This window comes from Pseudoalteromonas sp. CnMc7-15 (genome assembly GCF_022347925.1).
Taxonomy (GTDB): Bacteria; Pseudomonadota; Gammaproteobacteria; order Enterobacterales; family Alteromonadaceae; genus Pseudoalteromonas; species Pseudoalteromonas ruthenica.
Genome location: NZ_JAKRFT010000004.1, coordinates 365,704 through 391,547 on the forward strand (window position 1 = coordinate 365,704; position 25,844 = coordinate 391,547).

The following is a 25,844-nucleotide window of genomic DNA, read 5'->3' on the forward strand; positions in this document are numbered from 1 at the left end:
CATTTTCATACCGTGTAAACTCTATGTTAATAATAGGTTTTATACTCATGAAACATATTTTTGTCACAATCGCCTTATTGGTCGGTTTAAGTCCATTCGCTTGGGCACAGTGTCGCGATAATGTCGTCTTGGTCCATGGCAACACATCATCTCCCTCGAGTTGGAACAACACCCGTGAACAACTATATGCTCAAGGTTATACCGATACACAAATCTTTGCCCCAAATTGGGGCTCTAAAACATGCGCCAGCTGCAACGATCACAACGGCAGTGAAGAGCTTCCCGTGCGCGAAGCAATTCTTGATGCCATCAACCAATCGTGCAGTGGAAAAATAGACATTATTGGCCATTCGATGGGTGTCACCCTAGCTGCGCAGCAAGTTTACAAACTGGGGTTAAGTGCTGATGTCGATGCATTTGTCGGTATTGCCGGGGCGTTGCGCGGTTTATTAAGTTGCGGTGTTTATCCTTACAATGTGTGGAACAGTACCTGTGGGTATCACGGCCTATCAGTGAGTAGCCCGTTTCTTGACGGGCTATATGGACAGCAATTCGCAAACCGAGTGTATTCCATTAAAAGCTATGCCGATCAGGTCATCTGCGCAACGGGGAGTTGCTACGTGTACGGCATTCACAGCAGTCGAATTTGGCATGAAACCGCTACTTTTACTTACGCTCTTGGCCATTTTGGCCTACAAACCGATACCGCTGCGAAGCAGGTTAGTCTAATTCAATAACAACCTTGTCGTATATGGCACCCAATACTCACGCTTTATAACTAAATATACGCATTTATAGCCGGTAACATCATACCGGCTCGTGACTATTTCGTTGAACTTGTGGCTTCATTCGCTACTACCACGGCCTCAGCGGCGGTGTTAACCTGCGCACTGGTTTTTGCCAGACCGACCGCCTGAGCCCCCTCCAATCAGCCAGGTTTGTGCGCCTAAGGAAATCGCCCCTAAACCATGACGAGCCAAAGGCCACTGCCCTTGCACATGCCATTGCTGCGTACGAGTGTTGTAGCGCAGCACATCGGTATAGACTCCCTCGGCGTGTTCACCGCCAAAAACAGATACATAGTGATCATTGACTGTTGCAGCGTGCCCTGCCCTTGGCTGTGGCATAGAAGGCAAGTGCCGCCATGTATCTTGTTCGCTCTGATACTCCAACACATCCGTCATCGGCGGCATACCGACTTGGCGCCCGCCAAGGATGAGCCATCGTCCATCAATCTGCACGGTTGCGGCGCTGTTACGAGCACTGGGTAGCGGCGCTGCTTCAGTGATACTAAATGTGTCAGGGTCGAACACAAAATGGCGTGCGGTATCATGGCTATGCTGCCACTGACCATTTTTATCGCTATGTGGTGTGCGCCCACCGGCGAGGTGTATCTTGCCATCGATAACCGCTGCAACCGTCTCACTTAATGGGATAGGTAAAGTGGCTACATGCTGCCACTGCGCCGCTGATTGAGACAACATTAAAATGTCACCAGTATTAAACCACTGGCCACTTTCGGAGTTGATAAAGCCACCCAATGCAAACAGCTTATCGCCAACCGCTTGTAGATAGGTATGATGACGCCCTTGGGGTAAATCAGGTGCGCTCTGCCAGTGCGAATCTCCAGGAGACCAGTAATGCACTTTCGCTGTCATTTGCCCTTGAGACACTGGCAGCTGGCTAGAAATTCCACCTGCTACCCATATCTTATCGCCTATCAATGTGGGGTATATCTCCTGTATAGGCTCCACAAGAGATGCACCCGAATGTTGTGGCTCAGCGTGTAAAGCAGTGGCCCACAAAGCACTCAACACCAGCATCAGAGGGTATTTTAACTGTCGCATAATAATTATTGGATGACTCCGCAGGGTGAATATACAACCCTTAGCATAAACAGAACAGTGATTTAAAAACAACTAACTAAAGGTCTTACAAATCCCCTATCAACACCCATGAGTGACGAAAAAGCGCCCTAAGGCGCTTAGTTAGAACTGATAATGAACACTGAGTTCGAGGTTCCTTTCCTCTCCGGGCAAGCCGCCTAGGAAAAGTGCCTTTTCGTAGTAACGCTCATTAAATAGGTTATCTAGGTTTAATTGGACTTTGTAGTTATCCGCCTCGTAGGCAAAGGCGGCATCCCAACGCACGTAGCGCGGGACCACGGATTTAGGCAAGCCAAATGCGGTGGAATTAATAGTGCGCTCATCAACATAAGTCACCCCGAGATTCACAGCCACAGGATGCGCAAGCTCAAAGGCGCTCATATCATAGCGTAACCAAGTGCTGGCAAAGCGCCTTGGCACCCCTTTTATTTGCCCAGAGCGCTCGCCTGCACGCACGGTCACTGCGTCCTGGTAAGTACCATTAACATTGACCGACATTACCTCGCTGAGCGCCATATTCAGATCAAACTCCACCCCTTTAGTAGAGTCCTCATCGTCATAAAAATATTGTGGCACACTGATGTTGAACTCGGGGTCATTGGGATTGTCGTTAAACGCCTCATTGGCGTAGCGTAAATTAGTGCGTCGGGTGTCAAATAGCACTAATGAACCGAGTAAGTCTTCCTCTAAGGCAGTAAAGCGCACGCCAATATCCAATGACTCGGATTCCGAATCAGGGCGATTATCCGCTTGGTTTTCACTTACTGACCCTAAAATACTATAGGCCGTGCGCCCTTTCGACACATTCACAAAGGTCGATAATTGCGATGACAGCTGATAGTTGAGGCCTAGGTTATAGGTCATACCGGCATCATCACTGTCGTTTTCTAGGCTGACTTCGGGTACTCGCGCTGTGCCTCGATGCTGATAACTTTGCTTAATGCGCGTATATGCTGCGCCCACACGCGCTGTAAGTGCATCACTTAAATAAAGAACTTCTTGGCCGCTTACCCCCACTGCTTCGACACTTTTATCATAGTGACTGCGCAGCACTGGACTGTAGTCTTCAAAATGCCCTGTTGGCCAGTTGGGGTTACGGATGTCAAGAATATAATCAACGGCGTTGGCATCCGCAGCGGCGCCATCGGCATCGTAAATTGACCAGCTTTTAAGGCTAATATCGCGTTTTTCTGCATTCACACTCAGTAAGTGCTCACCAACTACTGAGCCCCAATCCCACGTATGCTGCAGATCGGAAAAGTACTGAAACATTTGTTCTTGCGCATGCTGCTTGCGATATTCTTGGCGTCGCGCTGCATAGGGGTAGAGTTCACCATCGACCATTAGCGGTGCACGCGGCGCTAGATTAATGGTGCCTCGACGCTGCCAATACACATAGTTGTAAGCTCCAGTTTGGCGCACGAAATCGGACTCATAATCGCGAAATTGCAGTTGTTGCGTAAGCTCTGTATTGGCACCGAGATACCAATCCCACCGCAGCTTCACACGTTGCTCAGTACCAGCATTAGGGCGACTTAACGGCGAAATTACATTGCCATCACCGAGATCAAAGGGTTCAAGCCCATCGTTTTGTTTAATGCTCAGCGCTAGTTGTTGTCGTTGCTCGGCATTTAGCTGGAGCGCTTCGCTCGCAGCATCATTGGGGAGATCAGCGCCACTCAAAGGGTAGTCACCGTCAATGCTATCCCAGTTAACAATACGCACTGGAAAACCTACGGAGTCTACCTGCACTTCATCGTCAATATAAGCCGTTGATAATAACAAACGATGGTTATCGCTTGCCTGATAGCGCAATGACCCATAAAACTCACTGCGCTCACTACCTAAATCGCGGTAACCATCACTCGATTGGTGATTGACGACTGCGCGGTAAGCCCAGTTCTCACTGAGTGCGCCAGTTGCATCAAACATCACCCCGTAGCTTTGCCATTGCCCAACATTAACTGCCACCTCATACTGAGCTTGGTCTTGCGGCTTCTTTTCAATTAGGTTAATAACGCCACCAGCGGCACCAATACCATATAACCCCGTAGCCGGGCCTTTTAGCACTTCAACACTGTCCACATTGGTCATCGACCGCGTTGGGTTAAAGGCGTTGCCTAAATCAGCGCCACCATACATGCCATCATAGGTGTAGTTAACGCCTAGGCCACGAATAATAAGATTATCACCGACACCATAGTTATTGCCCGCTTGTGCTAATCCGGAAACATTACGCACCGCTTCTTGCAAAGTGTCAGCCGATTGCTGATCCAGCAAGGCTTTATCAACCACAACAATGGGTGCGGGGGTTTGCATCAAGGCCATATTCGACTTGGTTGCCGTGCCACTGTTGAGCACGAGTTCGTTATGGCGACCATAGACGCTAATGCGCTCAACCTTGTCTAGCTCTTGCGACGACGAGGTGTTGGCAGATGCATCAGACGACAGCAGCGCTGCGCCTACGGCAGCACTTACGAGTGAAAACTGAAATACGTTCATTATCTCTTCCCTATATGAGATACAGCAAAAAACGCGCGCATTCTAGCACCACATACAAATGATAACAATTGTCATTTTTGTTTGTAAAATTTATGTAAGCACCGCCATAGCTGAATAGCAAAAGTTGAAATCAGCTAGCAGTTTTCCCACGCTCTATAGCAGCCCAGACACGACCCTATATAAGCAACAAACTGATTTTTGTTATGATAATTAACTGTTACCGAGTGTAATAGTTAATATTCACACAGCGACTAATTTTATAGCGTGGATATCAAAACCACAAAAAACAGTCGAATTTAAAGTCATTAAAAGGAGATTATTATGTCAACATTTAAAGTAAACATTCCGGCAGGTCCAATTTGGGACCAAAAAGATGCTGAGGATAAAGCGCCCCTTGTAGCGGCAGCACACCAGGGCAAATGGACGGGACAGTGGAACACTGTCGTCCAAGGAGAGATGAGTGTTGTGGAAGTTGAATTGCAAGTGAAAAACACTGGCTCAGACTGCTTCAAAACAAACGTTCTTGCAGGGCCGCTATGGAGCAACGATGAAGCGCAAAAAGTGGGGGAAACCTTAGCAGCCTCTTACGGCGGCACCTTTACCGGTGAGTGGCACACCATTGTTGAAGGCAAAATGAGTGTGATTGAAGTTGAGTTCAAGTTCTAATTTATTCTACATTACCTTTATCTTTATAATAACGGCTAGTAACCCTAAAAAGCCAGCCGTTATTATATATAAAACAACACTCTCATTTTACGGGCTTTAATTAAGCGTAAAGCTTGTACCAGACCAAAATATAGAGTCATAATCACTACACTGCATACACTTGTACCATCTCACAGCCTCACTATCATAAAAAAGGCTGCTGTATCCGGCATCTCCTTGGTGAGTAAAAACTTTTACTACGCTAGAGTTACGTAAAATCGCCAGAAACCGCCCTTGCTGAGCGGATTTCGTTTTATAAACACCCACGATAACACGCTCTTCACTAGGCTCGTCATCTAAGTTTGCTCGAATGGAGAACTTTAATGGGGAACTCTGAATATCCAGATATTGAGACTCAGGCAACGTCTCCTCGAAATAGCTCTTATCGAAGACCGTAATGTACTCCCAATCTGGATTTAGTTCCGATACCGGAATCTCCATGAAATTAGACGTTTCAGCACAAAACTTTTTCGCAGTCCACCATGCTTTATTAGGTTCTAGAGTTGAAGTTTCACCAGCTATTGAAGGGGAGCTAAAAAAAGCCCCCGCAACAAGGGAAAGAATCGATACCTTACCAATCAACATGTCAATGCCTCCCACCTGCCATTCTAGGCTGCAATTAATGAAATGCCTTATGAACCTCTCTTTTATTTAATTTTGAAGGGCTCCTATTTGCCAGCTAATTGGAAGTAATAACTAGCGAAAAAAACCATTCAATTATAATAACATGATAATCTATAGCCGATTAGCTACTCGATCATTTTTATATAACTAAAAAAAAGACTGTAAAATATTGGTTTTAAAGTTACAATTTTTGTCGATATGTATCCAACCCGAAGAAATAGTGAAGCTGATTTTCTGGAAAAAATAAAATGAAAAAGATAACACTTGTGTGCGCTTATCTCTTCATGTGCGAGTGCACAGTATAACTACCTAGATCAAAGCACTCTGGACAACCTCAATGACGATGCGTTTTTAAGCGTACCTCGTCATCCCGTTTACTTCGATTCAGGCGACGTTGCTCACAACTGTGAAGACTACTTATCACTTATAAAAGCACATCACTTAAAAGAAACCAGCGACAATTACCTCGCTAAAACTGAGTATTTATCTTGTGAAGTACATGGGTTAATCCAAAAAAGCAATAAACTGGTTAGTAATAAACTTGCCTTGCCAGATTTAACTCCCTTAGCAACTAAACTAGACTTACGCTCCATACCCTCCTCGTTTGGACCTCAGCTCAATGAGAGTAACTATACGCTATCAACTCTTGCTCAACAGGCAGTGCAATATAAAAACAATCAGCTATTCATAAATACACCACAGCAATACTTTGAATTTAGACTGAAAGCCGTTTTAGACTTAAACAGTAACACAATACCCGATTGGGTTATTTGGATGGTGGATGAGTCCAAGCAAGGCACCTACAAAGCTTATGCAACCCTTATCGTTATGGATGCACAGCCAGACGCACCAACGTGGCAAGCGCAAAAGTTTAGGCAAGTGTATCAAGGGCAAAGCTCTGATTAGTGAGCTTTTTACCGGTAAAAGGCACAAGTCGACAATGCCATACCTAGTTGTAAAAAAAGTAGCCTCTGGCGAATGGGCGCCATCAGCTACCTTATACTTATAAGCTTAGCTCAAGCCAGTTAGGTGGCACTTAACTCTTTACGTACAATCTCAGCTCCGGCACTGAGCGCACTGAGTTTGGCTCTTGCGACCGAGCGAGGCAACGGCGCCATGCCACAGTTCGTGCAAGGATAGAGCTTGTCAGCATCCACATATTTCAGTGCCGCGCGCAACGTGCTGGCCACCTCTTCAGGGGTTTCAATGCTGTGGGTGGCCACATCAATGGCCCCCACCATCACTTTTTTGCCTCGGATCAGCGCCAGTAGTTCGATAGGCACATGGGAGTTGTGGCATTCCAAGGAAATTATGTCGATATTTGATGTTTGTAACTTCGGAAACACCTCTTCATATTGCCGCCACTGCGTGCCCAGAGTCTTCTTCCAATCGGTATTAGCTTTAATGCCATAGCCATAGCAGATATGCACAGCGGTTTCGCATTTCAGCCCTTCAATTGCTTTTTCTAAGCATGCGATGCCCCAATCGTTAACCTCGTCAAAGAACACATTAAATGCCGGCTCATCAAACTGAATAATATCAACGCCAGCGGCCTCAAGCTCTTTAGCCTCTTGGTTAAGTATTTTGGCAAACTCCCAGGCTAGCTTTTCGCGGCTTTGATAATGCTCGTCATACAAGGTGTCGACCATAGTCATCGGCCCCGGCAGCGCCCATTTAATCGGTTGTGTGGTTTGCTGGCGAAGAAACTCGGCATCAGCGACAAAGACCGGCTTGCTACGAGAGACGGGGCCAACCACGCAAGGCACACTGGCATCGTAACGGTCGCGAATTTTCACAGTTTTGCGGTTATTGAAGTCAACACCATTAAGATGCTCAATAAAGGTGGTCACAAAGTGTTGTCGTGTTTGCTCGCCATCGCTGACAATATCGGTCCCAGCGACTTGCTGCTCATGCAGTGCTACCCGCAGGGCATCTTGCTTACCATCAATCAACGCGTCACCGTGCAATTTCCACGGTGACCACAGTGTTTCCGGCTCAGCCAACCATACCGGTTTAGGTAGGCTGCCAGCGCTTGAGGTGGGTAATAACTTGTTCATTATCAGCACTCTTCTAGGTTGTTGTTATTTATAAAGCGGTGTTGGCAGACCACTGCTCAAGTACCGACTGATAGGGTTTAATAAAGTGCTGCTCGGCGAATTTACCTTGGGCAATCGCCAATCGGCTGCGCTCTTCGCGGTCATAAACAATTTGCGTGAGTGAGTGATCCGCATTTCTCAGATTAGGTTGATAACAGCTGCCCGCTACTGCGTTGGCATTGTAGATCTCTGGGCGATAAATTTTCTGAAAGGTTTCCATGGTGCTAATGGTGCTGATCAATTCCAAATTGGTGTAATCGTTTAACAAGTCACCAAAGAAGTAAAAGGCTAGCGGCGCTACACTATTTGGCGGCATAAAGTAACGCACCTGAAGCCCCATCTTTTTAAAATACTGCTCGGTTAATGATGACTCGTTGGGATGATACTCAACACCTAAGACTGGATGTTGATTCTCGCTGCGGCGATAAACTTTATTGTCTGACACGCTAAGGCATATAACAGGTGGCTTGGCAAAATGCTGTTTGTAAGTGTTGGACTCAACAAAATGCTTAAACAGCTTACCATGCAGTTCACCAAAATCACCGGGGACACTAAAGCCCTCTTTATCTTTGTTGTGCTCTAGCAGTAACACACTAAAGTCATAGTCGCGCACATATGAGGAGAAGTTATTGCCAACAATGCCCTCGATACGCTCATTGGTGCGATGATCGATAATGTTGGTTTTCAGCACTTCAATCGATGGAAAGGCCTGTTCATCGCCGTCGATGTGCATATCTACCGACACAATTTCTAGCTCTACGCTGTAACGGTCCCCTTCGGGGTTATCCCAATTGGCCAACGCATTAAAACGATTATCAATCATTCTTAAGGCGTTGCGTAAATTTTGTTGGCGGCTCTCGCCGCGAGCCAGGTTAGCAAAGTTGGTGGTAATACGCGTAGTGTCTGACGGCGTATAGTGCTCATCAAGACAAATGCTCTTAATGGTAAATGTGAAATCTTTTTTCATGACTCGTTGGTATCCAAATTCCTAAGGTGAAAGCAAACGTCTTCGTGCTGAGTATGCTGATGCAGCCAGGGTGATGACCGCTGTGGCTGTGTGAGCCAACTTACTCAGCAACATGGCTTAAGTTATACGTACATACTTGGATGAAGAAAAACGGTTTAATTTCAGGTAAAACATGAGCATGATTCATTTGCTGGCAAAGCCGTTGCTATTCCCTCAAAAAGTCCTGGCAAATCGTGAGCACACCGCCCCAAAAACACCCAGACTTCTAGCCATCTATACATAAAGATGTGTTTTCCTCAAGTAAAAGCTGAGGAATATTCATGACTTAACAGCACTAATTGCCGCAATGATGTTGATATACTCACACCTCAGATGGCAATCAAGTGACACAATAGGTGGATTGCTAGATAACGCGATACACCCCCTTGCAGGGGTCATTAGCCGTTTCAAGCAAATAACAATGAGAATAATGAAATGAGTGAGTTAGTCGTACTGTTTGTTTTCTGCGCAATACTGGGCAGTGCTGTGGGCTTTTTAGCGGGTTTACTTGGCATTGGTGGCGGGCTCGTCATTGTGCCTATTCTGAGCATGATTTTGCTGCACTTTGACGTGTTGCCCCCTGAGCAGGTTGTAGTTACCGCCATTGCCACCTCATTGGCATCGATTTTGTTTACATCTACGTCGTCAGCCATCGCTCATCATAAACATGGCAACGTTCCCTGGCAGTTAGCGCCTTGGGTGATGCTAGGTGTTGGTTTAGGCGCCCTGATCAGCGGCTTTATGGCAGCACTATTACCTGAGCACGTGGTGCGCTGGGTATTTGCTGTTAGTGTGTTTGCCATCGCTATAAAAATGCTGATGGGCAATAAAAGTACCAGCACCAATGCACGCTCCTTGCCTAATAAAGCAGTACTAACAACGCTAACAACTCTTACCGGTGGCTTATCGGCCATGATCGGTATAGGCGGCGGCGCAGTTTTAGTGCCGCTGTTGAACTTTTTCTCTGTGGATATGAAAAAAGCCATTGGCTGTGCATCTGCATGCGGCATTGTTATTGCCTTATTCGGCTCAATTGGTTACATCAGTGCAGGCACGCAACATCTCGCCCTTACAGATGGTTTTGCTGGCTTTGTATACCTGCCAGCGTTAGCGGGGATAGTTTGTACTTCATGGTTTAGCGCGCCACTAGGGGCCAAAGCCACGCAAACCCTGCCTGTGACCACCATTAAGAAAATATTTGCACTGTTGTTGGTTATTATGGCGGTTAATATGCTCTTAAAGTAGCGAGCAAATCGGGCATAAAGTCTGGGCTGAACACCTACTTTGCTCTTGGTTTCTGGGCGTTTTATACCAGCACTATAGTTCTTCGTCCGCGCTGGCGTCGAGAACCAGTTCCTGAATTTGTTGTGGCGTGAATACAAAGAAATAGAGATTTTCAATTGTCGCCACTGCTCTGCCCTGCAACATAGGGTAATCTGAGGCATCGGTATCGAGCCAGTAGCCAGCTAACACCCCTTCCTTTATGGGGAAATAAACACTTTCACTGGTGGTAATGGCATCGGGGGAATCAAACACATAATCGCCATAGTGCTGGTGCACAATGTTAACCAGTTCGCTTTGCTGCTGTTTACGCTGGCCCACTTGTGACATTAATTCAGACTCTTGCATACAGCCTCTTCGTTATTTAATTGCAGATTATTTATAAGCTGGCTTAATCACTCTTCTCGCACTTGAGTAAAGCAAAGCCAACACAGTAAGAATAAATATAACACGCCATATCTACAAGGCGACAACCTAGAGCTGAGCCCTTTAATTACGAACTTTATCCGCCCTGATAAAAATCCAAGCTCATATAGGTTGCCACGAAAGCGTGATAGCCATTCTCTATTAGCTATTTCATAAGACAAAATTACAGTTTATTATTAATCAGTTAAGGACTTTTGTAGTGCCGCCAGCACTATCACTTCAATCATTTAGGGAAATGAAAAACGATGAACAAACTCCATTGGCTGATCGCCTGCTTTTTTCTTCTTTTGCAATCACTACCCACCCGCGCCCAGTTAAGCTTCCAATTAGAAATGATACCTAACCCTTATCAAGCACCTAAAGGGACAAGAGCCATACTAGTCAATGGTGACGGCTCGCACGTGGTTGTGTACGGCAAAAAAGTGGATGAGCATGATGATAAAATCCCTATGGCATTTCATTGGAGTGAGCGCGACGGCCATACCCACCTTGGCCTGTTAAATAACCGCAACGTACTGCTCCCCATGGATATCTCTGATGATGGCAAGGTTATCGTCGGCCATAATGGAGGGGCCAGTTTTGTGTGGACCAAGCAGCAAAAAATGCGCACCGTGCCCAAACTAAAAAGCCATTACATCAACACCGCGATATCCATTTCGGCAGACGGTAAAAACGTGGTCGGCTATACCGGCTGGCAATCGGATATACGAGCCTTCCGGTGGGAAATAGGTAAATCATTACACGAGATTGGTACAGGCAAAGACAAAGTAAAGTGGCGTAACGCAACATACAGCTCAGAAGACGCCAGCGTGATTGTTGGCAGCACACCTGGGCAAGTTTATGTGTGGAAAAGTGATAACACTATAACCCCTATCATCGCGCCAGAGGACTGCCACTTTATTGCCGAGGACGTCTCTCATGACGGACACACTATTGGTGGACGCTGTAGCATCGATACACCCATGGTATGGAACGAGTTTAATGGTTTTAGCACCTTGCCAATACCAGCTGAGGCGGCCACAGCCATGATCACAGCTATGTCAGGGGATGGCACAAAATTCCTCGGCTCAGCAAAGTATAAAGGTGAAAATTACATTAATACTTATCGCCCTATCTTATGGCATCAAAAGCACATTTACTTTCTTGATGACATTGTAAAACAGCTCAACCCAAATAAAGCGATGAAAAGAGTCACTATCAGTAACATCTCATCCAACGGTAAGGTGATTGTTGGTGGCTATAAAGACAGCATCGACCGCTACTATCCGTTTAAGCTGATAATTAAAGAGTGATAAAACTCAATGAGCGCTGAGGATGAGAACCGGACGAGCTTGTATTTTCAGCGCTTAACCATTTATAAAGCTATTTTTTGCATTAAAACTCACCTCGGCATGCCAAAACACTGGAAAAATGCGCATAACTGCGGCAAGCTAACCTTTTAAGATGTAAATAAAGTGTAACTTATGCGCGCATGCATTGCTCTTTTGGCGTGGTTATTAATGCTGGCTTTGCCCACCTTAGCGTGGTCCTCAGCACCGCTAAGGTTTGTAGCTGAAGATTTATACCCGTTACACTTTGCAGACTCTGAAAAACAACCACAAGGCTTCTTAGTCGATGTGGTCAATATTGTTTTAGCCCAGTGCCGTTGCCAAGGACAGGTGGAAATTATGCCTCAAGCAAGAGCATTTAAAGAGCTGCGAACAACACCAAACACACTGATGATTTCGTTACTAAAAACTCCACAGCGAGAGGCTGAATTCATCTTTTTAGGTTCTGTTTTTAATGCTCACGCCTATCTGGTTGGCCTTAAAGAGCGGCAGTTTAAGTTAACTGGCTTGCAAAGTGCTCGCGGGCTACGAGTAAGCACGGTGCGCGGTTATTATAGCCACCAATACTTACAAAAAGCTGGCTTTTCGTTGCAACATGACTTAGTGCTGGCCCCCGAGCCTGCCAGCTTAATGAAAATGCTCTACAAACAGCGCACCGACTTGGTACTTACCAACACCTTGTCGTTAGATAAAGAACTTCGCAGCATCGGCCTTGACCCCAACCGGCTTGAAAAGAAACTGCACCTCCCCGAGTTCCCCAGCGAGCTGCATATTACTGCCAACAAGAAGCTTCCAGCCGACCTTGCCATCCGACTTCGCCAGTCACTTAAAGCCATCAAAGCATCAGGGCAATATCAAGCCTTGCTAAACAAGTGGCAATTGACTCTCTCAGCTTATTAAGGTGCGTTACCGAGAAGATTCATGTGCCCTAGCTGAGCCCTCGCAGCTAACCTTGATGAGTGACACTCAACGCAATGCAGCTCTGGGCTAGGTAGTAGGTTGCAAGTAACATCGGCTGAGTCCATTGATAACTTTTAACAAAGCGACCGTAGGCTAGGATGGAATCCGACACCATAAACAGGAGTGCGCCAATAAAGGCGTAAACGCTGAGCGAATAACCTGAGCTCTGCCAGAAGGTATAACTTGCCAAAACCATGAAAGTAAGCACAGCAGCATAGGCATAAACAGGTCCACGCAACGCACCTAGGTGCTTATCTAATAACCGGATAAGAGCTCCTGCGTATATGGCTAGTACCACCAGCAATAAAGGGCTCAGAACGAACTCGGTGTTGTAAATGAAAGCGATGATATAAGCTAAATGAGCGATAAAAAACGCGACCAACCCTTGTAAAAAGTAGTCTTTTTTCAACATTAGAAAGATGTCACCCAAAAGGGAGAAGACTAACCCTACAAATACCCAGTACTCTATCAGTGTAAGCGCGCTTGTTTGGGTATATGCCAACATGGCAATTAGCACGGTCGTTAAGGGCTTAAACACATAGCACAACATGCTGCTATGGCGACTATCAGCAATAATATGAGTGCATGCAGAGACAAAAATTAACAGCAATAAAGTGTGAAATAACATAGTAATAGTTGTAGTTGCCTTAGGCTCCAACTGCCGTGTGGGTGGATAAAGTTCGATGACACTTAAGCTTTTTAGTGCCTCTTATGTCAGTGCTGCCCATAACCATGTATCCAAAATGCCTCTAGCTTAGCGTTATCACTTTGCTCTTGAATAGATTAGCAAGCTTATTCGCGTAGGCAGAGGTTGCACTTAAGCTATTGGTTTCCAAAATATTGATGCGCTCGCCGCTGCGCGCTACAACGTTGAGCTGATAGTCAATGAGTAGTGGCTGGTTGCGCCTAGCATAGCGGATGATCTGCAAGCTATCGATGTCGCTGGTACCCATAATACAGGTGTCCTTTGACAAACACGCCTCGTTCGACAAATACACTCCCTGCTCGTCAAAGTAGAACGTGTTTTTAGGGGAAAAGGTTTTATAGGCGGCAAAAAGTAACAGCAATAAAAAGATGCCTCCTTCCAAGGTAGGTGAGCGAGTCAGTTCATATCCTGGAATAACTCCCTCCTCTGGCACGATAATAGCTGCGACGATTGCAACGAAAAACATAACCAAGCCAAGGATATTTAACGACACGACTTTATCTTTAAACGACAATGCTGACCTGTAGCCGTCCGCATAGGGCGCTAGCATGGTAAAAGAGCTCACCGGCTCTACTTTGTGCCACTCGTAACCACGTAGATGTTGGTTCTCTTTTTTAGCCACTTGCTCTTGTAGCGCATCGAGGCGAGTTGAATCAGTAAAAGCGCGTATTAGTTCTTGCCAGCTTTCCTTAAAGTTAGCCTTACTCAAAAAGTAAATATTAGACAAGCTTAAGAGCACACCGACAAGGCATAAACCTGCGAATAGCTTGATATCCTCAACCAAACCAAAGGCAAAAATACAAAGAAAGAAATAAGCCGGTAACGACATGATCATAGGAAAGATAACACCCACGCTGACACCTCCATATACAGCAGACTGATGATATTCTCACTTTTTCAATCATTAGCAAAGCAAATCCCATAATAATATGGCACCCACAAAGCCGCTGAGGGCCAGCTTTTTAGGTGTGTAGGTCAGGCTTCAGCCTGACAGGCATAATGAATCGTTGTAGGTTAGGCTTTAGCCTAACAATCATAGTGAAACCCTTTGTAGGTCAGGCTTCAGCCTGACAAGCATAGTGCAGCCGTTGTAGGCCATGCTTCAGCCTGACGAACATATTACAACCCTTGCAGGTCAAGTTTTATCGGCAATAAGGCAGCACAGGAGCAATTGACGATAGCACTAACAACACCAGTTTATTCAGTCAGATGTAGAGTTAGCTGTTCCATCCGTGAAAGCATAGTATTCGGTGTAACTGAAATTACCTCGCTGGCCCCAACAATACCGAGAGGCATAGGCGAAATCACAAGGTAACGCGTCACAACGGAGTAAAACCGTTTATATAGCTTTAATTGCCCATACATTACTGTAAGCTTTATATTGATCAAACCCCATGCTGAACTTGTCTCAATTTAGCTGATAGAGCTAGTGCCAGCGAATGCTGCCAAAAAGAAGGTTACCCCATGTAACTTCAGTGCCACAGTACGGCCCAATTAATATGGTACAGGTCGCCCCGTCTACTTTCGTTGTTACATACTCTGAATAAACTGTTTTTCCATCAACAACCCATGACGTTGTGCCTGTTTGACCATAGGGAATGGTTAAAGGGATCGGAAGGGGAACAACGGGGCCAACAACAATACCTGCCCATTTGTAGTTGCCGTCGTGATGAAACACTTGCTCTGCATCTTCGGTGATTTTTGATTTATCCCCTATGGCATGGGTTTCGGTGTATACAATATCTGCGGAGACACATGCTTGTAGAGCTAGCATGGTGAAAATGATTAACGATACGTCCTTGCATATTTTCATTATTAGTTGAATTTCTTATTATAAATATTAGGGACGCATTTAATCGCCAGCGTTGAACTTTGTCAACAAATAGACAAAGAACACAATAATTTAGCCCCAAAGCTCCCCACCTCGCATTGTTGACAGGCTTTATAGTGAGCCGTTGTTGATCGGGCTAATGAATCATTGTAGGTTAGGCTTTAGCCTAACAAGCACAGTGCGACCCTTGTAGGTCGGGCTAGTGAATCGTTGTAGGTTAGGCTTCAGCCTAACAATCATAATGAAACCCTTGTAGGCCAGGCTTTAGCTGCCCACCTCCCTAAAGCCGAGTGAAAATATCTGCACTACACCTTATCTAACTAAAAGAGTGCCTTGTTAATTAAAAGCCGCTGTGAGGTAAAAAAGCAAGACCTGCCCCAACACTCCTTCCCTAATACACTCCACATTCCATAGCGCCCTCTGCCCGGTTATAATCATGCTCTATTATCGTCAATCCTTATCTCGAACTTCCATGAAAAAACTCTCCAAAGTCCAGTTAAAACAACAGGCACTGGTGCTCAATGTGGCCGATGCACTTGAAGAACAAGCGCGCGCAGAAATACCCGGCATGTTGCAATGCTGGTTTGATGTGGAGTACCACTTGTTCCCCGGCTCCCTGCTCCTGTGTTTTCAGTTCGAAAACGACCAAGCACTCAAGGCCGCCGAACCTCAACTACTCAAATGGCAAAAACGCTTAAGCGCCGCCATGTTGAAAAAAGGCGTGATCCTAAAAGATATGCGTAAGCACTTAACCTTTACCCTGAAAGGGCCCGAGGATTGAGATAGAAGAAACATGAGGCTAGGTGAATGTGATGGACTGAACAATGCAAGACCTGCCCTCATTGGCTTGCTTGGTTTTCAACACGGGCAAGGATGATACCTGTAGCTCAGGCTTTAGCCTGGCAACTATGCTCATGTAGGTCATTGCTTTGTGCCGACAAAAGTACCTTTGGGTAGGTCTTGTCGGGCCGCCTCAGAGGAAATGCGCGCCCATTTCCTCTAACAACTCCTAGGGCGCCCGTAATTCGCTATTGCTTGAGAACTCAGCCTTTTTGTTACCCGCTTCACTTAGCTACTGACATGACTTAACGGCCAAGCCTTATACTGGTATATCCAGCTCAGCTGTCATACCCTCGCAGCAACCGCCAATCTATACAACAAAAGCGGCTTCCATAGCACAGATTAAAAGTGATGAATTACTCTTAAAAGATGAGTTATAAGGCGAAATTTCGATTCAAACCAATATTTATAAAACTTAACCCTAAATATGAAACAAAAATAAAACATGCTATTATCTCAAAAAAATAAAAACTCTCATTTATTTATTGACATAAGGACATCGAAATGTATTTAAGGATTTTTTATCTAACTATAATTATTACATTTGCTTTAAAATTTAGTACAGCCTTCCCCTCCGAATTAAATTTAGAAAGTAGCAGTAGCAGTAGCAGTAGCAGTAGCAGTAGCAGTAGCAGTAGCAGTAGCAGTAGCAGTAGCAGTAGCAGTAGCAAAGTCCACAAAGAAAAAAGTTGCAAGTCAATAAATTGCGATTTACCTGAAAAAACCAATGAGAAAAAATTGAATGCATCTATTCCTGGCAAGGTGGTTGTATCGATTATAAATACAACTGTGCCAGTGGGTGTATATTTTGATATTGATGTCCAAAACCAAGCTAAGAATGCTACTTTTTATCATTTATATGAAAATGGTGCTTTGCTTGCTACCAGGTCAAACCTGCCTATAAAGCGCTATCCAAACGATACAGGTGAGCGCTACTATCAGGTACAAGCTTGCAATAACTATGGCTGTGGTCCGGTTAGTGACAGAGTCACGGTGATTATTGGAAGACCTGTCACGCAGAAACCAGTTATGAAGTTAGCGAATACAAGCGTATTTCTAAATAAATACTTCGACATTGATATCAAAACGACTATCCCAAATGCAAGCTTTTATAACCTGTACGAAAACGGAAAGTTATTGGCGAAAAGGGACACCTTACCTATCAGCAGATATATGGAAACTGTAAATGTTAAGCGCTATCAAATAGAGGCCTGTAACGAATTCGGCTGTGGTCCAATCAGCGACGGTATTGACGTAAGTGTAGAACCTTTCACTATAAAAAATGGTACGGTGAAAAAATCGCGAGCTATTGCACTGGTAGACACGTCTATTCGCTTAGAGGCTCATAAACCTCAAGAGAGTATTTTTATTAAAATAGGAAGTTATCCAGAAGTTGCTATGACCCTATCTACTAATGGCGAGTGGATTTATAACATAACGAACCTAACGGCTGGTAATTATTCTCTAACAATTAGGGCTATCGATAAAAATGGTAACGAGACAATTAAAAGGTTTTTAAATGAGGTCAATGGCACCACATATCACACTTTTAACCTATGCAATTCAATTTTTAACTCACAGTTAGTCTCTCAAAATAGAATCGAGGGAGAACTAATGCCTGAGCAGTTTGGTGCTCATGCAGATGGTACGCATGACGATTTTGAAGCATTTAAACATATGCTCAAATGCTCTAGCGGAGAAGAAATAGACAAAGATCCAATAAAAGGTGATGACTCTACTAATTCAGTAATAAAGCTAGCTTCATCAACTTATTGCATAAATAGCACTCTGAACACACACTCTCTGTTTGGAGTGGGATCATCTAAAAGTACTAACCGAAGTGTCCATATTGTAGGTGCTGGTAAAAACGCAACAATTTTAAAGCAATGCGATGTAGCGCCAGACTCAGTTGATATAGCTATGTCAATGTTTAAGGCTGACTACAGAGATGTATCTAAATTATTTAGAATTGATGACCTTAGCGCCCAAGGTATTTTCTTACAAGATAGTAAAAACGAGCGTTTCCATAAATGGTTATCACTTCCTTTTAGTGAAGCTTGGGAAAAGAGTAACGATTGTAGTAACAAGAAATGTAAAAGTACTTTTGATAACGCTTTTGTAAATACCATTAGCTCTGGGAATATTATCGCTAAGAATATTTCTACATCAGGGTTCGTTTACGGCTTTGAGCTGGAGTCACCACGTGGCTTTTATTTTAAAAATATAGCTAATGATAGCTTCCTACATAAGCTAGTATCAAATGATAACATTATAGAGCGAATAGAACGCCCATTCGGTGCGCCATTCAATAAACTATTCTCATCAGGTTATGCCTGTATAAACAACCTCGCAGCGAGTCGAAGCTATAGTAAAAACCCATGTGACCAGCCCGAGAAAAAGATATTTAATGGCGAGCAGAATGGTGGAAACTGGAATGCTGCCATCCGGATTGAACATGCACGATCCAATACCATATTTGACCGTGTCATAAGAAGTGTCTCTACATCAGATAGTGGGGCTGCAGTAGTACTCGGCTCATCATCTAATGATGTTAAAGTGTCAGATATTAGTTGTAACAATATCCACGATAACTGCGTCTACGTATCTTCAGGCCAAAATGTCAGAATAAATGGTGTCAATGGAATGAACGTCGGCGGCGCTCTAGTTAAAGGAAGAGGTTCAAACATTGGTATTCACGACATAACAGGAGACAATGTAACCATAGGTGTAAACATCCAGTCATTAAGGCCTGGTGAAGGCGTTACTTCGGCTGATATAACAGGCGTGAAGGTTACAAATATTAGAAGCGATGGCGTTAGAATTCAACATCATGAAAATTCGGGAAGTGATATTATTTACGGTGCTAATGTTTGTGATATTGATGTAAGTTTTTCAGCCACGATGCATAATGACTACACTGAAAGCTATGAACAATACTCTTATTCAGGTATTTGGGTTGGTTCGGATGTAGCTGAAGGTAAAGTGAGCTCCATCAATGTTGGAACATGCGATCAGGTTTACGGCGGCAACGCTCCCGATAGCTTCAACCCAACCAACCCAAAATCTACTTTCCCTTTGTTTAGCAATGATATATTAATTAATAAAGCAAACGCAAAGAAAGATTCTGGAATTCTATTTATTAAAAATGTACAGCCATCGCACATTAAAATTAACAAAGTAATAGGCATATTCCCCAATGAAAGTCCCAATCAGCTATTTAAATGGGTTGGTGATTCAAAACCAAATCACAATATTTGCCAACGTTTAGAGAGTGAACGATTTAACTGTATATCCGTAATTTAATAGCTTGCAGATCGTCTTATCTATAAAAACGAGTCTGTTATGAACAGAATGTGTAAGTAGAAAAGTTGCTGAGCAGAGCGTCTAACAGAAAGACCTGAGTTCGAAAGCATGAGCGAATTACGGGCGCCCTAGGAGTTGTTAAAGGAAATGGACGCACATTTCCTCTGACCCGAAGTCGGCGGCCCGACAAGAGAGTAATTTGAAAAGCCTGAGTTTAGATTTATCAGGAATATCAAGTTGTCAGACTGAAGTCTGACCTACAGGCAGACACGTTTTACATTTTTAAAGCCGCATCAAAACTTTCCACCATGCAAGCAACTACCAGCACCCTACCCCCGTTTAAATTCGCGCTGGAGAAATCGCTTTTGTTGCGGAGCGTGTCGCTGACAGTGAGGCTGGACGCCGAGCTAGATTTACCAGCACAGGGAAGTGCTGTTAAATCGTGTCAGCAGCTAAGCGCAGCGTTTAACAAAAGATATGAGTTCGTAAGCATTGGCGAATTACGGGCGCCCTAGGAGTTGTTAGAGGAAATGGGCGCGCATTTCCTCTGACCCGAAGTCGGCGGCCCGACAAGATCTAACCACATTCATAAGGTTATCAGGCTGAAGTCTGGCCCACCAAAGATAAGTTGATCGGTATGAAAACATCTCTTGTCAGACTGAAGTCTGACCTACAAGGTTATCCTTGGCGGTTCGATATGAACTGGTAGCATGACCCTAAGTTGTCAGGCTAAAGCCTGACCTACAAGAAAAGCAAAGCTGACCTACAGGGGTCATGCGCCGCGTATCACTCACAAAAAAAGCGAACCATTTCTGGTTCGCTTTTTCATATTTACCGACCTCAAGATTCAACTATCGGTTGCAAACTTTATTTGAGTTGCAAACTTAATTCCGATAGTTGCATTCTTTATTCGAGCTCGACAACCCATTACTCGTCGCGATACGTATCTACCGCTGGGCAAGAGCACAGTAGGTTACGGTCGCCGTATACGTCATCAATACGGGTCACCGTTGGCCAGAACTTATCTTTTGCCACACTCGGTACTGGGAAGGCCGCTTCGAAGCGGTCATATGCACGGTTCCAGTCGCTGCTTAGTACATCGGCTTGGGTATGCGGTGCATTCACCAGTGGGTTATCTTCGATAGACCATTCACCCGAGGCGATCTTCTCGATTTCACCTTTAATTGCCACCATCGCTTCAATAAAGCGATCAATCTCAACTTTTGATTCCGACTCTGTCGGCTCAACCATCAAGGTGCCAGCAACCGGGAACGACATAGTTGGTGAGTGGAAACCATAGTCCTGTAGGCGTTTCGCGACGTCCATTTCACTGATGCCAGTGGCGTCTTTTAAAGGGCGCAGGTCAATAATACACTCGTGCGCAACACGGTCATTACGGCCACGGTATAAAATTGGGAAGTGCTCGCTAAGTGTCTGCGCAAGGTAGTTAGCATTAACAATGGCGGTTTCAGTCGCTTGGCGTAAGCCTTCGCTGCCCATCATAGCAATGTATGCCCATGAGATAGGTAGAATCGCCGCTGAGCCATAAGGCGCCGCTGATACCGCGCCATTATCAACACTCGTGCCAGGCACGTTGATCACGCTGTGATTTGGCATAAATGGCGCAAGGTGCGATTTAACACCGATTGGACCCACACCTGGGCCACCGCCACCGTGCGGAATACAGAAGGTCTTATGCAGGTTTAGGTGCGATACGTCAGAGCCGATTGAGCCCGGGCTTGTGACCCCCACCTGTGCATTCATGTTGGCGCCGTCCATATAGACTTGGCCGCCGTGCTGGTGCACGATATCACAAATATCACGAATGGTTTCTTCGTATACACCGTGCGTCGATGGGTAAGTGATCATGATGCAAGATAGATTTTCCGATACCTCGGCCGCTTTGGCTTTCAGGTCGTCCATATCAACGTTACCTTGCTTATCGCAATCAACAACAACAATTTTCATGCTCGCCATTTGCGCTGAAGCAGGGTTAGTACCGTGGGCAGAGCTTGGGATCAAGCATACGTTACGGTGACCTTCGCCGCGTGACTCATGGTATTTACGAATGGCGATAAGGCCTGCATACTCACCCTGAGCACCGGAGTTAGGCTGCATTGATACGGCATCGTAGCCAGTAATATCAACCAACCAGTCGTGCAGCTCACCAATCATGATCTGATAGCCTTCGGCTTGATCCAGCGGGCAGAATGGGTGCAAGTTTGCAAACTCCGGCCACGTAATCGGGATCATCTCGGCGGTCGCGTTTAGCTTCATGGTGCATGAACCTAATGAGATCATTGAGTGGTTAAGCGCTAAGTCTTTATTCTCTAGACGCTTAATGTAGCGCAGCATTTCTGTTTCGCTGTGGTACGAGTTGAAGTTCGGGTGCGTTAGCACTTCGTCATCACGTACTAGGCTAGCTGGGATAGACTGCGAACCATTGGCGCTGATTTGTGTGTCAAGGGCAGCCACATCAAGGCCGTGGCCTTCACCCAGAATGATATCGAATAGTTCAACAATGTCTTCACGAGTGGTGGTCTCAGACACCGATACCGAGTACTCGCCTGCGTGGTTGGTGGCAAAGTTCACTTCAGCAGCCACTGCACGTGCAACCACCTCTTCTTTGTTCTGTGCCACAACCGTGATGGTGTCGAACCAAGTATCGTGCTTAAGCGTGACGCCTTTCTCCTTAAGGCCAGCAGCTAGAATGTCAGCAAAGCGGTGGATACGCTCGGCGATGGTTTTAAGGCCTTCTGGACCGTGGTAAACCGCGTAGAACGCTGCCATGTTCGCCAGCAACACCTGTGCAGTACAAATGTTTGAGTTGGCCTTTTCACGGCGGATATGCTGTTCACGAGTTTGCATCGCCATGCGCAGTGCATCATTACCAAGGCGGTCTTTTGATACACCGATGATACGACCTGGCAATGAACGCTTGTATTTGTCACGCGTGGTGAAGAAGGCGGCGTGAGGGCCACCATAACCCATTGGCACACCAAAGCGCTGCGCTGAACCAAGTACTACGTCGGCACCTAGTTTACCCGGCGCTTTAAGTAGCATCAGGGCCATGATGTCTGCTGCAACGCAGGCCAGTGCTTTTTTGTCTTGTACCGCCGCGATAAGATCAGTTAAGTCAACGACTTCACCACTGGTTGTTGGGTACTGGAATAAGGCACCAAAGATGTCATGGTTAGCCGCTTCCTGAGCAGGGCCAATAATAATGTCAAAACCAAATTGCTCGGCACGAGTTTTAACCACATCGATGGTTTGTACGTGCACATCGTCGGCGATAAAGAAGCTGTTCGCCTTTTTCGCTTTGGCAACACGCTTAGCAAGCGCCATGGCCTCAGCTGCCGCCGTTGCTTCATCGAGCAAAGAAGCGCTCGCTAAATCTAGGCCAGTCAAATCCATCGACATAGTTTGGAAGTTTAATAGTGACTCCAAACGCCCTTGCGCAATCTCTGGCTGGTAAGGTGTGTAGGCTGTGTACCATCCTGGGTTTTCCAAAACGTTACGCAGGATCACATGAGGTACATGGGTGGGGTGATAGCCCTGACCAATGTAAGATTTAAATACTTTGTTTTTGCTCGCTACTGACTTTAAGTAGCTCAGCGTTTCAACCTCAGTGCGGCTTTCACCAATTTGCAGGCCGTTCTCAAGACGAATGCTGGCAGGAACGGTTTGTTCCATCAGCTGTTCAACACTCGATACTCCAAGAGCGCTTAGCATGTCGCTCATTTGCGCCGGGCTTGGGCCAATATGACGACGAATAAAATCTTGCTTTTGCTCTAACTGCTCAAGAGATTTGGCATTTGACATGTGTCCAGATTCCTATGATCCAAGAAATTAACGCGGCCTAGTGAGGGGTTATGGCCTACATGCAGGCACGTCACTAAACCTGTAAAGGTGCCGATATGGCGGCACAACTTAAAAAGCCCCGAAACGGGGCTTTTTGGGGCCGGGGCCCTACCGACGCTTATTCGTCGTCGATGCTATTTTGATACGCTTCGGCATCAAGCAGGTTGCTCAGCTCTGATTCGTCAGAGGCTTTAATGCGGAACAACCAGCCGTCACCGTAAGAGTCATTGTTGACCGTTTCTGGTGCGTCTTCTAACTCTTCGTTAATGGCAACAATTTCACCACCAATTGGCGCGTAAATGTCTGAAGCTGCTTTAACAGACTCTGCAACGGCACAGTCTTCGCCAGCGTCAACTTCATCGCCCACTTCAGGCAGCTCTACGAATACCATATCACCCAAAAGCTCTTGCGCGTGCTCGGTGACACCTACAGTGAAAGTGCCGTCGCCTTCAGGACGAACCCATTCGTGTGACGGGGCGTACTTTAACTCGCTTGGAATGTTGCTCATTATCTGTTCCTTTGGTGTTAAGTTTAAATTCTTATACTACGGCTTTACCTTGACGCACAAAGCAAGGTTTAACCACTTTAACATTGACTAATTTTTTACGCATTTCTACCTGCGCGGTCTCGCCGATGTCACGCGGTACGCGAGCAAGGGCAATACTGTGACCAAGCGTTGGTGAGAACGAACCCGAGGTGATCACCCCTTCGCCGGCATCGCTCACTACTTTTAAGCCACCACGTAACACGCCTTTTTCTTCCAGCACTAAGCCAACCAGCTTATGAGTGCTCTTTTCGGCGCGCTGCTGTTCAACGACCTCACGGCCTACGAATTGACGCTCAGCAGGTTCCCAAGCGATGGTCCAAGCCATGTTCGCAGCCAATGGCGAAACGCTCTCATCCATATCTTGACCGTATAGGTTCATACCGGCCTCTAGGCGCAAGGTATCACGAGCACCCAAACCTGCTGGGGCAACACCGGCATCAAGCAGTTGCTGCCATAGCTCGGTTGCTTGCTCGTTAGGTACGACAATTTCGTAACCATCTTCGCCAGTATAGCCTGTTGTAGCGATAAATAAATCACCCGCTTGAACACCAAAAAACGGCTTCATATCGGCAACGGCTTGCTGCTGCTCGGCGCTTAAGATAGTGGCCGTTTTGGCTTTAGCATTCGGGCCCTGTACGGCAATCATGGCGTATTCTGGACGCTCGGTCACGGTCACACTGAAGCCGTCCGCTATTTTAGCCATGTGCGCCAAATCTTTATCGCGAGTCGCTGAATTAACAACAAGGCGATATTCATTCTCGCTGAAGTAGTAAATGATTAGGTCATCCACTACACCGCCCTGCTCGTTAAGCATTCCGGTGTACAAAGCTTTGCCAGCTACTGTCAGTTTAGCAACATCATTGGCAACCAGCTTTTGCAAAAATGCCTTGGCGTCATCGCCTTGCACGTCAACAATGGTCATATGTGATACGTCGAACATACCGGCATCAGTGCGCACCGCTTTGTGTTCTTCGATTTGCGAACCGTAGTTAATCGGCATATCCCAGCCGTGGAAATCGACCATTTTAGCACCGGCTTCAAGGTGCTTGGCGTGTAGAGGTGTTTTAGAAGACATAATATTCCTTCACGTTTTACAAACCCAGTATGGTGGGCGTGGCCTCGTTGTTCGAGGGGGAATAACATGGGCCGCGATTATACATAAGTTATGCGCCGCTGGCACCCAAATTAACATTTACTTTTCACACATTAAAACAGTAATGCGTACACTATGTTGTACTCACACTAGGCTGCATCAGCCTTGGGGTTAAAGTGTGCATCAACAAGTTGCTGCTTGAGTGTATCAAGCGCTGAACTGCGCGCAAATACGCGGTAAAACTGCTGCTCGGCGGCACTGGCAACAACAAAATAATCATTTCGTTGCACACCGTAATGTTGCTCAACACGGCCAAGGGCCATGCCGCTAAACAAACTAAACTGGTGTTGCAGAAAGTCGCAGGCTGCCGGGCCCTGAAAATGGAGGCTTTGTAACTCTGGGCGCGGTAATACGTCAACATCAAAACGCTCGCTGGCGCTATTGAGTATGGGCATCAATTTATCTGCTTCTGTAGTCACTAGACGCAATGCGCTGTCGCTAAAGAAAAAGGCATCAAAGCTCACTGTATCAAGCTGGTAACGAACTGCCATGCCTGGCTGCTTGGCCCAGTTAAGGGTACAGTCACGTAAACTTTTTAAGAATAACAGCACTTCACTGCCGCCTAAATCGATGACTTGTTCGTGAGCACTGACAAAGGTATTGCTCGAGGCACTGTTAACGCCTTGATGGCGAGCAAAGAATACCGACTGAATAGCCATAGCTGTTTCTACTTTCTAGCACTAAACTGAGGGCAGTATAGAGCTGGGCTAAATTAACAACAAATTGTAATTTTTTATCGATTGATAAATAATTGCAATGTATAAAACCTTTTAAATTGGCTTTATTAAT

21 protein-coding genes are annotated in these 25,844 nt (G+C 45.7%); 8 read left to right on the top strand and 13 right to left on the bottom strand.

What is annotated here, in order from left to right:
- Positions 1 to 47 precede the first annotated feature (47 nt).
- A complete protein-coding gene (locus MHM95_RS12155) occupies positions 48 to 737 on the top strand; it encodes an alpha/beta fold hydrolase (protein WP_239385391.1) in 690 nt (229 codons plus the stop codon).
- Between the two features lie 141 nt (positions 738 to 878).
- Here the strand turns inward: MHM95_RS12155 and MHM95_RS12160 are convergent, their stop codons facing one another.
- Together MHM95_RS12160 and MHM95_RS12165 are read right to left on the bottom strand one after the other, a co-directional pair.
- Positions 879 to 1,847, bottom strand: coding sequence for a kelch-like protein (locus tag MHM95_RS12160; RefSeq protein ID WP_239385392.1), 969 nt, complete (start codon positions 1,845 to 1,847; stop codon positions 879 to 881).
- A gap of 141 nt (positions 1,848 to 1,988) precedes the next feature.
- Entirely contained in the window at positions 1,989 to 4,388 is a 2,400-nt protein-coding gene (locus MHM95_RS12165) for a TonB-dependent receptor (protein ID WP_239385393.1), read from the bottom strand.
- A 321-nt stretch (positions 4,389 to 4,709) separates the two neighbouring features.
- Between MHM95_RS12165 and MHM95_RS12170 the strand changes: the two genes are divergently transcribed.
- A complete protein-coding gene (locus MHM95_RS12170) occupies positions 4,710 to 5,054 on the top strand; it encodes a mannan-binding lectin (protein ID WP_022946214.1) in 345 nt (114 codons plus the stop codon).
- Between the two features lie 96 nt (positions 5,055 to 5,150).
- Here MHM95_RS12170 and MHM95_RS12175 read toward each other — a convergent pair whose 3' ends face one another.
- Positions 5,151 to 5,678: a hypothetical protein gene (locus MHM95_RS12175; RefSeq protein ID WP_239385394.1), complete on the bottom strand. Its 528-nt coding sequence runs from the start codon at positions 5,676 to 5,678 to the stop codon at positions 5,151 to 5,153.
- Between the two features lie 303 nt (positions 5,679 to 5,981).
- On the opposite strand from MHM95_RS12175, the gene MHM95_RS12180 reads away from it, so the two are divergent.
- On the top strand, positions 5,982 to 6,623 hold the full coding sequence (locus tag MHM95_RS12180) for a hypothetical protein (RefSeq protein WP_239385395.1): 642 nt from the start codon (positions 5,982 to 5,984) through the stop codon (positions 6,621 to 6,623).
- Positions 6,624 to 6,742: 119 nt separating this feature from the next.
- Here the strand turns inward: MHM95_RS12180 and MHM95_RS12185 are convergent, their stop codons facing one another.
- Both MHM95_RS12185 and MHM95_RS12190 read right to left on the bottom strand, forming a co-directional pair.
- Positions 6,743 to 7,774 (bottom strand): methionine synthase, encoded by a 1,032-nt coding sequence (locus tag MHM95_RS12185; RefSeq protein ID WP_045978264.1) that lies wholly within the window; start codon positions 7,772 to 7,774, stop codon positions 6,743 to 6,745.
- A 28-nt stretch (positions 7,775 to 7,802) separates the two neighbouring features.
- Entirely contained in the window at positions 7,803 to 8,780 is a 978-nt protein-coding gene (locus MHM95_RS12190) for a DUF1852 domain-containing protein (protein WP_239385396.1), read from the bottom strand.
- Between the two features lie 474 nt (positions 8,781 to 9,254).
- On the opposite strand from MHM95_RS12190, the gene MHM95_RS12195 reads away from it, so the two are divergent.
- The gene (locus tag MHM95_RS12195; RefSeq protein WP_239385397.1) at positions 9,255 to 10,064 is read left to right on the top strand and encodes a sulfite exporter TauE/SafE family protein; all 810 of its coding nucleotides are present in this window, start codon (positions 9,255 to 9,257) and stop codon (positions 10,062 to 10,064) included.
- A gap of 72 nt (positions 10,065 to 10,136) precedes the next feature.
- On the opposite strand, the gene MHM95_RS12200 is transcribed toward MHM95_RS12195, so the two are convergent.
- Positions 10,137 to 10,448 carry a hypothetical protein gene (locus MHM95_RS12200; protein WP_239385398.1) on the bottom strand — a complete coding sequence of 104 codons (312 nt, stop codon included), beginning with the start codon at positions 10,446 to 10,448 and terminating at the stop codon, positions 10,137 to 10,139.
- A gap of 323 nt (positions 10,449 to 10,771) precedes the next feature.
- On the opposite strand from MHM95_RS12200, the gene MHM95_RS12205 reads away from it, so the two are divergent.
- Both MHM95_RS12205 and MHM95_RS12210 read left to right on the top strand, forming a co-directional pair.
- Positions 10,772 to 11,818, top strand: a complete 1,047-nt coding sequence (locus MHM95_RS12205; RefSeq protein WP_239385399.1) for a hypothetical protein — start codon at positions 10,772 to 10,774, stop codon at positions 11,816 to 11,818.
- A 171-nt stretch (positions 11,819 to 11,989) separates the two neighbouring features.
- Complete coding sequence (locus MHM95_RS12210; RefSeq protein WP_239385400.1) at positions 11,990 to 12,754, top strand: transporter substrate-binding domain-containing protein; 765 nt, start codon at positions 11,990 to 11,992, stop codon at positions 12,752 to 12,754.
- Between the two features lie 46 nt (positions 12,755 to 12,800).
- On the opposite strand, the gene MHM95_RS12215 is transcribed toward MHM95_RS12210, so the two are convergent.
- The 3 genes from MHM95_RS12215 to MHM95_RS12225 all read right to left on the bottom strand — a co-directional run bounded on the left by MHM95_RS12215 (position 12,801) and on the right by MHM95_RS12225 (position 15,333).
- Positions 12,801 to 13,442, bottom strand: a complete 642-nt coding sequence (locus MHM95_RS12215; RefSeq protein ID WP_239385401.1) for a lysoplasmalogenase — start codon at positions 13,440 to 13,442, stop codon at positions 12,801 to 12,803.
- A gap of 121 nt (positions 13,443 to 13,563) precedes the next feature.
- A complete protein-coding gene (locus MHM95_RS12220) occupies positions 13,564 to 14,373 on the bottom strand; it encodes a hypothetical protein (RefSeq protein WP_239385402.1) in 810 nt (269 codons plus the stop codon).
- A 573-nt stretch (positions 14,374 to 14,946) separates the two neighbouring features.
- Positions 14,947 to 15,333, bottom strand: coding sequence for a hypothetical protein (locus MHM95_RS12225; RefSeq protein WP_022946228.1), 387 nt, complete (start codon positions 15,331 to 15,333; stop codon positions 14,947 to 14,949).
- 490 nt (positions 15,334 to 15,823) lie between these two features.
- On the opposite strand from MHM95_RS12225, the gene MHM95_RS12230 reads away from it, so the two are divergent.
- The gene (locus tag MHM95_RS12230; protein WP_130147550.1) at positions 15,824 to 16,132 is read left to right on the top strand and encodes a hypothetical protein; all 309 of its coding nucleotides are present in this window, start codon (positions 15,824 to 15,826) and stop codon (positions 16,130 to 16,132) included.
- Positions 16,133 to 16,929: 797 nt separating this feature from the next.
- The gene (locus MHM95_RS12235; RefSeq protein ID WP_239385403.1) at positions 16,930 to 19,494 is read left to right on the top strand and encodes a hypothetical protein; all 2,565 of its coding nucleotides are present in this window, start codon (positions 16,930 to 16,932) and stop codon (positions 19,492 to 19,494) included.
- A gap of 927 nt (positions 19,495 to 20,421) precedes the next feature.
- Here the strand turns inward: MHM95_RS12235 and gcvP are convergent.
- The 4 genes from gcvP to MHM95_RS12255 all read right to left on the bottom strand — a co-directional run bounded on the left by gcvP (position 20,422) and on the right by MHM95_RS12255 (position 25,714).
- Positions 20,422 to 23,316: an aminomethyl-transferring glycine dehydrogenase gene (gene gcvP, locus MHM95_RS12240; protein WP_239385404.1), complete on the bottom strand. Its 2,895-nt coding sequence runs from the start codon at positions 23,314 to 23,316 to the stop codon at positions 20,422 to 20,424.
- Positions 23,317 to 23,473: 157 nt separating this feature from the next.
- Positions 23,474 to 23,863 (bottom strand): glycine cleavage system protein GcvH, encoded by a 390-nt coding sequence (gene gcvH, locus MHM95_RS12245; protein ID WP_239385405.1) that lies wholly within the window; start codon positions 23,861 to 23,863, stop codon positions 23,474 to 23,476.
- 31 nt (positions 23,864 to 23,894) lie between these two features.
- Complete coding sequence (gcvT, locus tag MHM95_RS12250; RefSeq protein WP_239385406.1) at positions 23,895 to 24,977, bottom strand: glycine cleavage system aminomethyltransferase GcvT; 1,083 nt, start codon at positions 24,975 to 24,977, stop codon at positions 23,895 to 23,897.
- A gap of 167 nt (positions 24,978 to 25,144) precedes the next feature.
- Positions 25,145 to 25,714 carry a hypothetical protein gene (locus MHM95_RS12255; RefSeq protein WP_045980654.1) on the bottom strand — a complete coding sequence of 190 codons (570 nt, stop codon included), beginning with the start codon at positions 25,712 to 25,714 and terminating at the stop codon, positions 25,145 to 25,147.
- Positions 25,715 to 25,844 lie beyond the last annotated feature (130 nt).